Source organism: Paenibacillus sp. FSL R10-2736, from assembly GCF_038000245.1.
Lineage (GTDB): Bacteria > Bacillota > Bacilli > Paenibacillales > Paenibacillaceae > Paenibacillus_AQ > Paenibacillus_AQ phytohabitans.
The window spans coordinates 4,271,924-4,285,268 of sequence record NZ_JBBOBN010000001.1 but is presented as its reverse complement, the minus strand read 5'-3'; the positions used below and the strand labels follow the sequence as shown (position 1 = coordinate 4,285,268).

Sequence of the window (13,345 nt, the reverse complement as noted above, 5' to 3'; positions counted from 1 at the left end):
ACTTGTATCATACATAAGGATGTGGAGGTGGAACCCATAAGGCGGTTACTGCTGATTCTGCCTGTTATTCTGGTTGTTCTATTAAGCGGATGCCAGAATGCTTTCGGCTACATTAATTCAAGATGGATTTCTGAAATTGATTTGACCTATAACTCTATAGAGAGCCAAGCGGAGACGGCTCCCTTTGAGTCCAGGATTTTCAAAGACGGCGAGTTCATTAAGACGATGGCTTCTGCCATGAATACAAGCAAGCGTATTGCGGGAGAACTGGATTACGATGCGGATTTCCGCATGAAGCTGGTCTACGGAGATGGTTATACAGAAGACTTTATTCTGGGCTTGGGCCAGGAAGAAGGGAATAGCGGACTGCTGCTATCTGCTGAGCGGAGCGGGACGGGCTATACAGTCTCTGCCAAGAATGCCGATAAGCTGCGCAAGCTGATCTTCAGCGGCGGAAGTCCAGCAGCGGCGAAGTCCGAAGCGGATGAGGCATCGGTGGTAACTCAAGGTCCGGTAACGGTCTCACGCAATGATTTATACCCGGTCACAGGAAACAAGGGATTTCTGAACCTGCAGCTGCTGAAAGGCAGCTACAGCGAGGATTGGTCGACCCCTTCCCCGCTGGCAGGACGGAGCTGGAGCGGTCAATTCCGGCTGGCCATTACGGATGAACAGGGCGCAGCAATGGGCACGTTCGCGCTGAGCCGGCATTTCACCGAAGAATTGAGCTTCGGCGATTTGTTCCAGATTCAGTTCGCTGATTATAACGGGGACGGTAATCCCGATTTTACGGTTGGCCAATATGGTTCTTCGAACGGATCATTGTTCAAGCTGTTTACAGTGAAGCCGGATCATTCGATCCAGGAACTGCAGATTAAAGGAGCGGCTTCCGGGCTGTTCATCAGCAGTCCTGACCGGTATTCGGTTAAGCTGGACGTGATCGAAGGCGGTTTCCGGGCGGATCATTATGACAACGCTCTTGGCAGGCAGGTTGAGACTTCATACCGCTGGGACGGAGCCGCTTTTCAGGAGGTAGCCGGAGAATCAACAGATAAGAGAGGAATGTGAACAGGATGACGAGCGAGACACTGCAGGATTTGCAAGGACTGAAGGCAGCCGGTAAAGTGGTGGGCCACACCATCGCCGAGATGAAGAAAAGTGTAGTTCCCGGAATGACGACTGCAGAGCTGGACGAAGTGGGCGCGAGGATTCTGAACCATTTTGGCGCGAAATCTGCCCCTAAGGTAACCTATAACTTTCCCGGAACCACCTGCATCAGCGTCAATGAAGAGGTGGCACACGGAATCCCGGGTCAACGGGTAATCCAGGCCGGTGATTTAATCAATATTGATGTTTCGGCCGAGTTGAACGGGTACTACGGGGACGCCGGGGTATCTTTTCAACTGCCTCCTTATAATGAGAAGCTGGTCCATCTCTGCCGGAGTACGGAGGAAACCATGATGAGCGTGATTAATCATCTTAGAGCGGGAATGAAGGTGAATGAGATCGGCCGGGTCATGGAGTCGGAGGCGCACAAGCGCGGCTACAAGGTTGTGCGTAATCTCTGCAGCCACGGCATCGGCAAATCGTTGCATGAGAAGCCCTACGAAATCCTGCCGTTCTATAATCCGCGGGTAACGACTGTGCTGAAGGAAGGTCAGGTCATCACGATAGAGCCATTCCTGTCTACGGGTGCTGATTTTGTAGAGCAGCAGTCGGATGGATGGACACTCAGTGTGGCGGACAACAGCCGTGTTGCCCAGTATGAACATACGATTGTGGTCACCAAAGGCAAACCGATTATTCTGACAAGCGCCTAAGAGCTTAGCATCCATGAACATACAGATTCGGTCTGCCCTCATAAGGGTGGACTTTCTTTGTTATTCCAAACCTACAAATAGAGGGACAATGAAAATGAATAATGTACCGCAAGTCAGCAACGCTTTTATGACATTTATGAAGGAAGCACCAGAGCAGCATCGAGCCTGGGTGGAAGCGGTGCAGAAGCTGGATGCAGCAAGTGCGCTTGATGCCCTAACAGAAGAGATTGCCTATATCTCCGTACTCGCGGCGGTCAGGCTGGAAAGCGGGCTGGCCTTTCATGTCAAGCATGCCAAATCACTCGGCGCTACCCGTGAGGAGATTATCAGCGCAGTCCTGCTGCCTCTTCCGGCTGTAGGCAATGTGGTCATTCAGGCCTTGCCCGTTGCTTTGCAGGCTTACGACAGCGAGTAATACTTGCAGAACGACGGATATCGAAGGAGCGGGTAGCGTGAAAATTGCTTTTATTCTGTTTGACGGCATTACGTTTCTGGATTTCGCGGGTTTTTATGATGTAATCTACAGGCTGCGCCAGTTCCCTGCAGGGGAAGGGCTGGAATGGGATATCTGCGGTCCGGCCGGGGAAATCACAGATGAAATGGGGCTTACGGTCAAAACCGGTAAAGTGCTGCCGGATTTATCAGTATATGATCTGGTATTTGTACCCGGCGGGTTCGGGACGAGGGCATTACGTCATGACGGGAGCTTTATCTCCTGGCTTCAGGGAGCAAGCGGGGTTCCATATCTGGTTTCGGTATGCACCGGTGCCCTGCTGCTGGGTGCTGCCGGATTGCTGGAGGGACGCAGGGCCACAACACATGCATCCGCTTATGAGCTGCTTGAGCCGTATTGCCGGGAAGTGGTTCAGGCCCGGATTGTGCAGGACGGGAATGTTATTACCGGAGGCGGGGTCTCAACCTCAATTGATCTGGGATTATATCTGGTATCCTTATTTGCCGGCCGGGAGGCTATGGCTGCCGTGAAGCAGCAGATCGACTATCCGTATGATGCACAAGGCATTGTAATGTATTCCAATGAGTAAAACATCGAAACCGGAGGGATGAAGGTGAATAGTTAGCCGGGAGCGGCGATAAGCAGATGATCCGGATCGTGAAGAGTAATCTGGGGAAGAAACGGCTGAGTCAGAAGTACCCCGAGGAGGTCAGGGAACTCCTTGCAGGATTGACAATTGTCTAGAATGTAACTATTATTGTTACATCTGCCGGGAGACATTCTGGTCAGTATGAAGGAGAGATTCCCATGAACATCAGCACCCGGTTTGCGGTCGCTATTCATATTCTAACTTTAATAGACAGCAACAAAGACGGTAAAAGCACCTCGGAGTGGATCGCCGGCAGCGTCAATACGAATCCGGTTGTCATCCGCCGCCTTACAGGCATGCTGAACAAGGCCGGTCTGGTGGAGGTCCGCCCCGGGGTAGCCGGTGCGAAGCTTACCCGAAGTAGCGCGGATATCACGCTTCTGCAGATTTACAAGGCGGTCAATGCAGTGGAAGAGGATTCACTCTTCTCTGTCCACGAGCATCCGAACCCGGAGTGCCCGGTCGGCAAGAACATTGCCGGGGCAATTATTCCCGTGTTCTCACTTGCGCAGAAAGCGATGGAGAATGTGCTGCAGGAGGTTACACTGGATCAGATCGTACATCAAATTCCTGTTACGTGAGGCAGAGGAGGAATGTGCTATGCGAAACTCTATGCCAAAGCGAAAAGGCGCTGCTTTATATATAACGGTGTTGCTCGGGCTCGGATTGTTGTATCTGCTCATTTTTCCTTCTCCTACCCCTGAGCTCGCTGTACGCAAGAGCCTGCTGATCCGTGATCCGGCGGCTGCATTGGCGGGCAGGGTTACAGAAGGACGGATTAAGGATGATCCAAGGTACGGTAATCTGTACTACGCTGAACAAACAGAGCGAAGCTACATCTATGTGAAGAAAAGCAGGCTGGGCTGGCATGTAACCTCAAGCGGCACCGGCCCGTGATGTAAGATTTTGTAGACTGCCACAGAAACTTAAGGAAACTTTCAGCAGAGATTTATGTACTTTTAAGGTTCGGGGAGTATATTAAAGATCTCCACCCCCCAGTGGATACATTTATGCTAGACCCCGCCGTGCCTCGGCAGGGTCTATCTCTTTGTTTAGGACTTATAAATTCATCAAACCTTTATGTGATTTTCATCAGGCATTAAGCTTCAGCCTGTATATTAATCACATGACCCCCTTATAATAGACTTTGGCCCTGCCGGTTCCCGGCAGGGCCCCTTTTTTGCGGCTACACAAATCGCTGCTGCTGTCTTTACACATTATTCCAGATGGTTTAGACTGACACCATGTGTGGCTTACTGGAATAAGGGGGAAGAGCATTGATATGATGGTATTTTTGGCACTGATTATATGGTTCCTGTCGTTGCTGGTCTTTATGCTGATTATCCGCAAGGCCATTGATGGATCTAGGGCTACCTACAAACTGGATGAATTGATTCAGGAAATCCGGCTGCTCCGCAAGGAGATCAAGGAGAACAAGCATATTATAGACAAGCGGCTGTAGCGGACGGTGCTGCCGGCAACTCATCTCTAAGGAGTGATTACCTAATGATTCTGTTCCACAGCGGGGACCTGAGCGTCCGTAGGCTGGAAAGGGAAGATGCGCCCCTGCTGGTACGGTGGCTCTCCGATCCCGCAGTGCTGGAGTATTACGAAGGCCGGGACCGTCCGCATGATCAGACGCTGGTGCAGGCACATTTCTATGAGGATGAAGAGGATGGGGTAAACCGCGGGATTGTGCAGTTCAAAGACCAGCCCATAGGTTATATCCAGTACTATCCTGTCGGCAGGGAAGAGAAAGAAGAGTATGGTTACGCGGATTATACAGACAGGATCTACGGGATGGATCAGTTCATCGGCGAGCCGCAGATGTGGAATCGGGGCATCGGATCGACGTTGGTAGGCGGAATGGTGAAGTATCTGCTTGAAGCGGAGCAGGCCGACCTCATTGTTATGGACCCGCAATGCCGGAACCACAGGGCGCTTAGAGTGTACGAGAAAAATGGTTTTGTACGCGGCAAGCTTTTGCCGGAGCACGAGTGGCATGAAGGTGAATGGAGGGACTGCTGGCTCATATCCTATAATTCTAAATCTTAATTGTACATATAAATAAGGGGATGTTGTATATGAAGAACCGATTCACAATTCTGGGAGCCGCACTGATTCTGGGCCTTTCGTTTGTGGCGGGTTGCCTGCTTATCAGCAAAGAACGGACAACCGGCTTGGAGCAGGCAGCTGTGAGCCAGACCACAGTCCACCCGCTTCTGACGCTTGCCGAGACGGCGGAGCTTCTGCGGATCAGTGAAGATCAGGTGATCAATATAATCAAGGCGGAGAATGCGATTTTGAGCAATAACGGGCCTTTCGAGGGAATGATGCTGCCTTATATCAAGGTAGATGATAAGTTCCTGTTCAACGTTTTGGAAATACAGAACTGGGTTCAGCAGGCGACACTTGAAAAAAGGGTATATATGGGCACGAAGATTACCAATAGATGAGACTTGGGGAGTAAAGGAGCCAAATGAAATTTTATACATATTCATGGTATGAAGAAATGCAGGTGCGCGGCTTTATGGTGTTCCCTGAGACGGAGCAGGATTGGCTGGAGGATGTTGCGTGGCATGCTGCGGAGGGGCTCAGCTATAAGGAGAGGACGAAAGATTTCCTGGAATACCTCAAAGCGGATTTGCTGAAGTACCTTCCGGAATACTTCCATCCCTCCATTCATGACGGAACGATTAATTCTACTTATCCTGAACCTGAGTTCAAAGAACAGGCGCAGCAGTGGCGTAGTGAATACGAAGCCAGGATGAAGGTGCTGGATGATGAATACTACAGAAGGTATCTGTCTATTAAGGACAGCTTACCTGTACATGCTGTTCAGCTAGTTGAGAAGTCCCTTCATGATTCAAGGGTGATTTCATATGCTGTGCCGGCGGAGGAGGTTGTGGAGATCATTCTGGACTGCAGCGGAGCCATGCATTATCAATGTGATATCAGACTAACCTTTACCGGGGTGACCGGGTTGGAGCTGCCTGAACGCCTGAACAGAATGGTCTGGTTGTATACCGAGATCTATGCGGTGGAACGAGGGTTTGAGTTACGGGTTCTGCTGGATTCGCCGCTGAGTGAGCTTAGAATTACTGCACAGGATGTATCATTTGAAATGCTTAGTGAACCCAAATACAACGGATGACTGCTTCGGAGCCTGGCCAATTGGCCGGGTTTTTTTATAGGAAGTTATGATATTCGTCAGTTGTAGATAAGTTTCATTGATATTTGTAGTTTATCCGTAGAGATGAGCCGAATGTATGCGAAAAATCGAATACAATGTGCCGCGGATAGGGTAGACCAACCAAATGAGGTATGAATCCCTCTGATTCCGCCGGAAGTCGGCTGCATGGGGGATTTAATGGATATATCCCTTTGATCTCACCGGATAGTAATTTAACTATTGGATTACCGCCTGATTCGCCCCTCCGGACGATTTTGAAAAGTAATTGACAAACATATAGAGCGCTACTATACTAAAGTTAGTTAATGTGTAACGGAAACAGTTACAAGCTTGAATGATGCTTCTATAAACAGTCAAGACTAAGCAGCACTGAGCACGAACGTACCGGAGGGGTTAGCTTTTTATATGATCCATATGCTTTTATTCAGGAGGGGTTTATATGACGACAACAGCAGCACTGCCGCAAGAACTGGAAATTGGACTTGTACAGATTAGAGTAAGCAATTTAGAGCGTTCGCTCACCTTTTATCAGAATGTAATCGGACTGAAGATCCTGCACCAGCAGGGGCGTGAAGTGGAAATGACTGCGGATGGTGTGCATGTGCTGCTGGTTCTGCGGGAGATTGAACAGGCTCAGATTCTGCGCCGTAATTCGGCAGCCGGACTGTATCATTTCGCGATTCTGGTGCCCGACCGTCCAAGTCTCGGATTGGTGCTGCGTAATCTGATTGATGCGGGCATAGAGATCGGCCAGGGCGATCATCTGGTCAGCGAAGCGCTGTATCTTCAGGACCCTGACAATAACGGCATTGAGATATACCGCGACCGGCCGCGCGACACCTGGAAGTATGAGCCTACTGGCAATGTGGTGATGACTACAGACCCGGTTGATGTGGACGGCTTGCTGGCGGCTTCCGAAGGGCTGAACTGGACCGGACTGCCTGCGGGCACGGTGATCGGGCATGTGCACTTTCATGTAGGCGATTTGGCGGAGGCCAAGAAATTCTATGTGGATGCGCTTGGTTTTGCAATCACGGCTCATTACGGGGACGCTGCACTATTCATCTCGGCGGGCGGATATCATCACCATATGGGGCTTAATGTCTGGGCGGGACAAGGAGCTAAAGCGGCTCCGGCCAATGCGGCGGGCATCGATTATTTCACACTGCTGCTTCCGGGCAGCGGGGATGTATCTGAAGTGGCGGAACGTGTGAAGCAAGCGGGGTACCGTGTAGAAGTAGAAGGCGGCACCACTACCTTGAGAGACCCGTGGAATATTGGAATCCGGCTGCTTGTCAAAGGCTGAGAGGAATGAAAACTTGTCCATCTTCGCTCATTCCCCTATAATATGTGGAAATAAATGAGCGAAAGGATGAATCTTTTGCACAATTTCAAAATGGCTTATGTTGTCCTCTGTCACAAGAGCCCTCAGCAGATTAATTTGCTGATCGATCGTTTAACGGATGAGCATGTGGAGTTTTTCCTGCATGTGGATAAGAAAAGCGGCATCGAAGAGCAAATTATCCATCGCGAAGATATTCATTTCGTAGAGCAGCCGGTAGACGTACAGTGGGGCCATTACGGCCAGATTGAATGCATCCTGAAGTGCTTCGAACTGATCCGGGCAAGCGGGAATTATAACTATGTTCATATCATCAGCGGACAGGATTTGCCTCTTGCCTCCAATAAGGTGATTGCTGATTTCTTCAAAGAGCATGAAGGGCAGGAGTTCGTCAAGCATCTGCAGCTTCCGAATGAGGCGGAAATGTGGGGCTGCCTGTACCGGGTGTCTGTGTATTATCCGCGGTTCCTGGTCTCCCGGGCCAAAGCTGTCTCAGAGATCCGCAACCGTTATATCAATCTGGTGATGTCGGTACCCTGGCTTAAGCGCAGCCTGAAGGATCTGCCGGAGGCGCTGTATAAGGGCTCGAACTGGATGTCACTTACCGGGGGATGCATGCAGTATATCCTCGAATTCATCGCGGAGCATCCCGGATACGTCCGGTTGTTCCGGAATTCGTTCTGCGGCGATGAGATCTTCTTCCATTCAATTATTTTGAACAGTAAATATAAGGATAATGTAATCAATGAGATCAAACGCTATACCGATTGGGACACCGGACCGGAATTCCCCAGAACGCTGCGGGCCGGGGATTACGAACGGATTCGCGAGCAAGGTGCAGGCTGCTTCTGGGGCCGGAAGTTCGATCTGGATGTCGACAAGGAGATCATCAGCGATATTCTGCGGCTGGCTTGAGGCTCTAACTATCTTAGGAGGCATATATCATGAAAATAGCAGTCATTGGAGCAGGCGGCAAAGCAGGCAGTGAGATTGTGAAGGAAGCGCTGGACAGGGGACATGAGGTTACCGCTATAGTGCGGAACCCTGCGAAGGTAACGGACAGTAGAGCATCGGTGCTGGAAAAGGATATCCTATCCTTGACGGCTGAAGATTTGCGGAGTTATGATGCCGTCATAAATGCGTTCGGAGCGCCGTTTGGACAGGAGCATCTGCATGTGGAGGCCGGATATGTTCTGATTGAGGCTCTTAAGAATGTGCCGGATACCCGGCTGATTGTCGTCGGCGGTGCAGGAAGCTTATACGTGGATGAAGCCCGGACGGTGAAGGTTGTGGACACACCGGGGTTCCCGGATTTTGTGAAGCCGACAGCCCTGAACCAAGGTAAGAATCTGGAGATTCTTCAAACCACGGAGGGACTCCGCTGGACGTTCGTCAGTCCGTCAGCCAATTTTGCTGTCGGGGAGAGAACAGGTGCATATGTGAAGGGCAAGGATCATCTGCTCGTTAATTCCAAAGGCGAGAGCTACGTAAGTTATGCCGACTATGCAATTGCAATTGTGGATGAGCTTGAACAGCCGCAGCATATCGGCGAACGGTTCACGGTGGTGTCCGAATCCTGATCCTGAAGCTGCTGCTTCTGCAGTGAGGCGGCAGGATGGACGCTGGATAGAGAATATAGCGGGAGGCACAAGCGGAAATTCCGCTGTGTCTTCCGTTTATTGGCGTTTATGCAGTTACTGCAAATATAGGATATAATATTTTGAAAAAAGATATTCGGGAGATGATGGGGCTTGGAGACTTTTCTTGCTGTGCTGCTGATGCTCGGGCTAATCGCGGTATCGAATATCGTGAACCGTTTCATTCCGTTTGTGCCGGTTCCTCTGATTCAGATCGGACTCGGGATCATCGCCGCACTTGTGCCGACCGGAATACATATGTCTTTTGAGCCAGAACTGTTTTTTGTGTTGTTCATTGCCCCCCTGCTGTTCAATGACGGGAGACGGACACCGCGTGATGAGCTGTGGAACCTTAGAGCACCGATCTTGCTGCTGGCGCTGGGGCTTGTATTTGTAACGGTTTTTGTCGCAGGGTATGCCATTAACTGGATGATTCCTTCAATTCCTCTGGCGGCATCTTTTGCACTGGCGGCGATTCTGTCCCCTACGGATGCTGTAGCGGTCGGTGCGCTGGCCGGAAGGGTGCATCTGCCGAAAAGTATACACCGTATCCTTGAAGGTGAATCGCTGATGAATGACGCCTCCGGTCTGGTTGCCTTCAAATTTGCGATCGCGGCCATGGTTACGGGAGTTTTCTCGCTTCCTAAGGCATCGCTCAGCTTTGTAATGATTGCCGCAGGCGGTCTGCTGCTGGGTGCGGCGCTATCCTTTCTGCTCATCCGCCTAAGTGTATTCATCCGCAGATTCGGTATGGAGGATGTGACGATCCATGTGCTGCTGCAGATTCTTACGCCGTTTATCATTTATCTGATCAGTGAAGAGATTGGCGTATCCGGCATCCTCGCTGTTGTGGCCGGTGGTGTAATGTACGCCATTGAGAAGGACCGGGCCGTATCGCCGCAGTATAAGCTGCAGCTTGTATCAGCCAGTACCTGGTCGGTGCTGCTGCTGGTGTTGAACGGTCTGGTATTCCTGATCCTCGGAGTGTCCGTACCGGATGTGGTAGAGGTCATCTACCGTGATCAGACGCTGAACAACTTCATGGTTGCAGGGTATGTGATGGCGATTACCGCGCTGCTCATAGTGCTGCGGTTCCTATGGGTCTATGCCTATTCCCTATGGGAGAGCCGGTTCCGCCGTGTAGAGAAGGCGCCGCTTAAGTCACAGGTCATTACTTCAATCTCCGGCGTGCGCGGAGCTGTAACGCTTGCAGGTGCCTTCTCCATTCCGCTCGTGCTTGGGGACGGTATCACGCCGTTCCCTGAACGGGATCTGATTATTGCGCTGGCCGCAGGTGTCATTCTGATGTCGCTGGTCATTGCAAGTATCTTCCTGCCGCTGCTGGCCGACAAAGAGGAGACCGTGGTCCAGACGATTGGCTACGGAAATACAGAGCTGGCAGCCAGAAATGTAGTAATTGACGCCGGGATGTCGATGCTGCGCAGCCTGGTTACGGAGAGCCCGGAGCGGGCGACGCAGCCTGTCTTACTGGAGTTCACAGACAAGATCGACCGGCTGTGCACGGCCAAGCCGGACAGTGACCCGGCCACGGAGCAGTTCCGGCGTCTGGGCGTTGAAGCCAGGCTGAGCGGCCTGGAGGCAGAGCGCACAGCACTGCGGCGGATGCTGGAGAACGGGGCGGTGCCCGCCCCTGTCGCCGTGAAGATGGAGGAACTGCTGGACCATACGGAATCACTGCTCTGCAGACGGCTGGATACGCAAATTAAGTTCACGGTAACTGAAATTCAGCGCCTGTTCTCCGGCCTGTTCTCGGGCCGCTTCAACGGGGAAGAGGGCCGGCGGGCGGTGCAGAATGCCGAAAGTGCCCGGACAGCGAAGATTGCGATGTGCCAGGCGGCCGTGTCGGCCGTCAGCGCCGGGATAAGCGACGAGAACCGGCTTGCCTCGCAGAAGGTCATCGACAAGTATGAGCGGCTGGAATCCCGGCTGGTGCAGGGCGAAGGCTGGAGCAAAGACGGTGTCGTCGATGACGAGAAGCTGGAGCTGAAGCTGCAGGCCATTCAGGAGCAGCGGAATACCGTGCAGGAGATGTATCAGAACGGGGCTATTAATCTCAAGATCGCGGGTAAGCTGCGGCGGTTCGTAGATCAGCTGGAAACATCCATTTGGGAGGATTAATGATTATGGGGGAATTGCTTGCTAGCGGGTTGCACTTTGCAGAAATTACTGAGGAACATCTGGCGGGTGTGCTGGATATCTATAACTATTATGTACTTAACACTACCGTATCGTTTCATACCGAGCCGCAGACCTTGACGCAAATGCGCCAGTCTGTGCTGAACGGGGACCCGCGATTTAAGTCATATGTCCTTCTGCAGGACGGCGATCTGCAGGGCTACGTGCTGATTACCCGGCACAAGAACAAAGAAGCCTACGATACCTCCGGTGAAGTCAGCATTTACCTGAAGCCCGGCAGCGGAGGACAAGGTCTGGGCGGGCAATCGCTGCGGTTCATTGAAGAGAGGGCTAATGAGCTTGGGTTCCATGTACTGGTAGCTACCGTATGTGCAGACAATGAGCCCAGCCGCCGCCTGTTCACGAAGCACGGCTACGAGCAGAGCGCTTTATTCAAGGAGATCGGCCGCAAGTTCGGCCGGTGGCTGGATATTGTCAGCTATCAGAAAATTATCGGCTAATCGTTGGCCGTTGCCAGAAGCCGCTAACTAAATTCCTGCACGAAAACCAACAATCTCTTCGTGATATCGGGAGTAATCAAGAATTGTTGTAGGAAATGCAGCATTTCCCCCTTATCTGAGCGGTTACGCGGGGCAATTATTGTATTTCATACAACAATCCTTAAGAATCACCCAGTTTCTATTAGGTACAAGTTGCAATACGTACAACAATTAGGCTTGTGTATGTAACTTAATAGGGAAGCAGACATCGGTGTGCCCCCATACAACGCAATAAGCCCGCTTGCCTTGCAAGGACCATGTCCCTGCAGGCAAGCGGGCTTTATGTACGTTAAGGTGGACCGGTGGGCGGAGCCACGGGGGAACAACTATCCGGATACGTGCTTCCTCCGGAACATCTGTCCCAGTACCTCGCTCAGCACAAGGCCGGCGGCGATGGCCCCGGACAGCAGCAGCGCCTGTACCGCAAACTGAATCCCCTGGTTGTTGTCACTCTCCACGAACTGGCGCATGGCATCATAAGCCAGGCCGCCCGGAACCAGCGGGATAATTCCGCCGACGCTGAATATAATCACCGGCATTTTGAAGGAACGCGCAAAAAATTGGCTGATCACTCCGACAACCACGGTGGCTCCAAAGGTGGCAACAACGGTATCCCATCTGTCATCCAGCTGCAGATACAGTATCCAGCCGATCATTCCGGCGAAACCGCATTGAAGCAGTGCGCGCACCGGCGCATTAAACAGAACGCAGAAGGCTGAGGCAGCGATGAAACTGGTTATGAGTTGCAAAATCATGTAGGACTACCTCTTTCAAGTGGTAATTAGAAAAGGGACAGCACGAGTCCGATGCCGGTTCCAATGGCAAAGGCGGTCAGGAAGGCATCGGCTCCCTTAGACAGGCCGGAGACCAGATGGCCGGCCATAAGGTCACGGACGGCATTCGTGATGAGCAGCCCCGGTACAAGCGGCATTACGCAGCCGATGATGATCTTGTCCATCTCTTGTCCGATGCCAAGCCTGACGGAGAAGAAAGCCAGCAGGCCGATGATAAAGGAGGCGATGAACTCCGCGAAGAAACGGATCTGGACCAGGCGGTGCAGATAGGTGACGGCGGCGAAGCCGACCCCGGAGATCAGCAGCGACGGCAGGGCATCCCACAGGCTGCCCTTGAACATTACGGTGAAGCAGGCGCCGGTCAGGGCGGCAGCTACAGTCTGCAGCCAGACCGGATAAGCATGCGCCGCGTCGTCGACAATACCCAGGCGCTCGCGGGCTTCGGCGGCGGTAAGCTGGCGTTCGCTCAACCGCCGTGAGATGTCATTGACCTCGGACACTTTTTGCAGATCGGTCGTCCGTTCAGCTATCCGGAACAGCTTCACCGGTTCGGTTCGGCTGGTGGTGAACATAATGACTGTCGGCGTAACGTAGCTATGCGCTCCAGGGAAGCCGAGCGATGCGGCCATGCGGCTCATGGTATCCTCCACGCGGTAGGTTTCGGCGCCGCTTTGCAGCATGATTTTGCCGGCCAGCAGGCATAGGTCTATAATATCATGCGCGGTAGTATTGCTATTGTTGCTTGTGCTATCCAACTTCG

The 13,345-nt window shown here is 52.0% G+C and carries 17 protein-coding genes; 15 read left to right on the top strand and 2 right to left on the bottom strand.

Annotated elements, in window-relative coordinates:
* The first annotated feature begins 27 nt into the window (after positions 1-27).
* The 15 genes from NSQ73_RS18690 (at position 28) to NSQ73_RS18620 (ending at position 11,752) form a co-directional block, all read left to right on the top strand.
* Positions 28-1,068, top strand: coding sequence for a hypothetical protein (locus NSQ73_RS18690; RefSeq protein ID WP_340987623.1), 1,041 nt, complete (start codon positions 28-30; stop codon positions 1,066-1,068).
* A gap of 5 nt (positions 1,069-1,073) precedes the next feature.
* Positions 1,074-1,820 carry a type I methionyl aminopeptidase gene (map, locus tag NSQ73_RS18685; RefSeq protein ID WP_039297084.1) on the top strand — a complete coding sequence of 249 codons (747 nt, stop codon included), beginning with the start codon at positions 1,074-1,076 and terminating at the stop codon, positions 1,818-1,820.
* A gap of 94 nt (positions 1,821-1,914) precedes the next feature.
* Positions 1,915-2,235, top strand: coding sequence for a carboxymuconolactone decarboxylase family protein (locus tag NSQ73_RS18680; protein ID WP_340987622.1), 321 nt, complete (start codon positions 1,915-1,917; stop codon positions 2,233-2,235).
* Between the two features lie 37 nt (positions 2,236-2,272).
* The gene (locus NSQ73_RS18675) at positions 2,273-2,863 is read left to right on the top strand and encodes a DJ-1/PfpI family protein (RefSeq protein ID WP_340987621.1); all 591 of its coding nucleotides are present in this window, start codon (positions 2,273-2,275) and stop codon (positions 2,861-2,863) included.
* A 218-nt stretch (positions 2,864-3,081) separates the two neighbouring features.
* A complete protein-coding gene (locus NSQ73_RS18670) occupies positions 3,082-3,504 on the top strand; it encodes an Rrf2 family transcriptional regulator (RefSeq protein WP_171716517.1) in 423 nt (140 codons plus the stop codon).
* Positions 3,505-3,523: 19 nt separating this feature from the next.
* Positions 3,524-3,820 (top strand): hypothetical protein, encoded by a 297-nt coding sequence (locus tag NSQ73_RS18665; RefSeq protein WP_340987620.1) that lies wholly within the window; start codon positions 3,524-3,526, stop codon positions 3,818-3,820.
* A gap of 385 nt (positions 3,821-4,205) precedes the next feature.
* On the top strand, positions 4,206-4,385 hold the full coding sequence (locus NSQ73_RS18660; RefSeq protein ID WP_042136244.1) for a hypothetical protein: 180 nt from the start codon (positions 4,206-4,208) through the stop codon (positions 4,383-4,385).
* Between the two features lie 44 nt (positions 4,386-4,429).
* Positions 4,430-4,978 carry a GNAT family N-acetyltransferase gene (locus NSQ73_RS18655; RefSeq protein WP_340987619.1) on the top strand — a complete coding sequence of 183 codons (549 nt, stop codon included), beginning with the start codon at positions 4,430-4,432 and terminating at the stop codon, positions 4,976-4,978.
* Between the two features lie 29 nt (positions 4,979-5,007).
* A complete protein-coding gene (locus NSQ73_RS18650) occupies positions 5,008-5,379 on the top strand; it encodes a hypothetical protein (protein WP_171716514.1) in 372 nt (123 codons plus the stop codon).
* 23 nt (positions 5,380-5,402) lie between these two features.
* Entirely contained in the window at positions 5,403-6,077 is a 675-nt protein-coding gene (locus tag NSQ73_RS18645) for a DUF4085 family protein (protein ID WP_340987618.1), read from the top strand.
* 478 nt (positions 6,078-6,555) lie between these two features.
* Positions 6,556-7,422: a VOC family protein gene (locus NSQ73_RS18640; protein WP_340987617.1), complete on the top strand. Its 867-nt coding sequence runs from the start codon at positions 6,556-6,558 to the stop codon at positions 7,420-7,422.
* A gap of 75 nt (positions 7,423-7,497) precedes the next feature.
* Positions 7,498-8,373: a beta-1,6-N-acetylglucosaminyltransferase gene (locus NSQ73_RS18635; protein WP_171716511.1), complete on the top strand. Its 876-nt coding sequence runs from the start codon at positions 7,498-7,500 to the stop codon at positions 8,371-8,373.
* Positions 8,374-8,402: 29 nt separating this feature from the next.
* The gene (locus tag NSQ73_RS18630; protein WP_340987615.1) at positions 8,403-9,038 is read left to right on the top strand and encodes an NAD(P)-dependent oxidoreductase; all 636 of its coding nucleotides are present in this window, start codon (positions 8,403-8,405) and stop codon (positions 9,036-9,038) included.
* Between the two features lie 171 nt (positions 9,039-9,209).
* Entirely contained in the window at positions 9,210-11,234 is a 2,025-nt protein-coding gene (locus tag NSQ73_RS18625) for a Na+/H+ antiporter (RefSeq protein ID WP_171716509.1), read from the top strand.
* Positions 11,235-11,239: 5 nt separating this feature from the next.
* Positions 11,240-11,752, top strand: a complete 513-nt coding sequence (locus tag NSQ73_RS18620) for a GNAT family N-acetyltransferase (RefSeq protein ID WP_340987614.1) — start codon at positions 11,240-11,242, stop codon at positions 11,750-11,752.
* A gap of 365 nt (positions 11,753-12,117) precedes the next feature.
* Here the strand turns inward: NSQ73_RS18620 and NSQ73_RS18615 are convergent, their stop codons facing one another.
* Both NSQ73_RS18615 and NSQ73_RS18610 read right to left on the bottom strand, forming a co-directional pair.
* Positions 12,118-12,546 carry a threonine/serine exporter family protein gene (locus NSQ73_RS18615; protein WP_042136260.1) on the bottom strand — a complete coding sequence of 143 codons (429 nt, stop codon included), beginning with the start codon at positions 12,544-12,546 and terminating at the stop codon, positions 12,118-12,120.
* 26 nt (positions 12,547-12,572) lie between these two features.
* Positions 12,573-13,340, bottom strand: coding sequence for a threonine/serine exporter family protein (locus NSQ73_RS18610; RefSeq protein ID WP_042235553.1), 768 nt, complete (start codon positions 13,338-13,340; stop codon positions 12,573-12,575).
* Between the last annotated feature and the right edge of the window lie 5 nt (positions 13,341-13,345).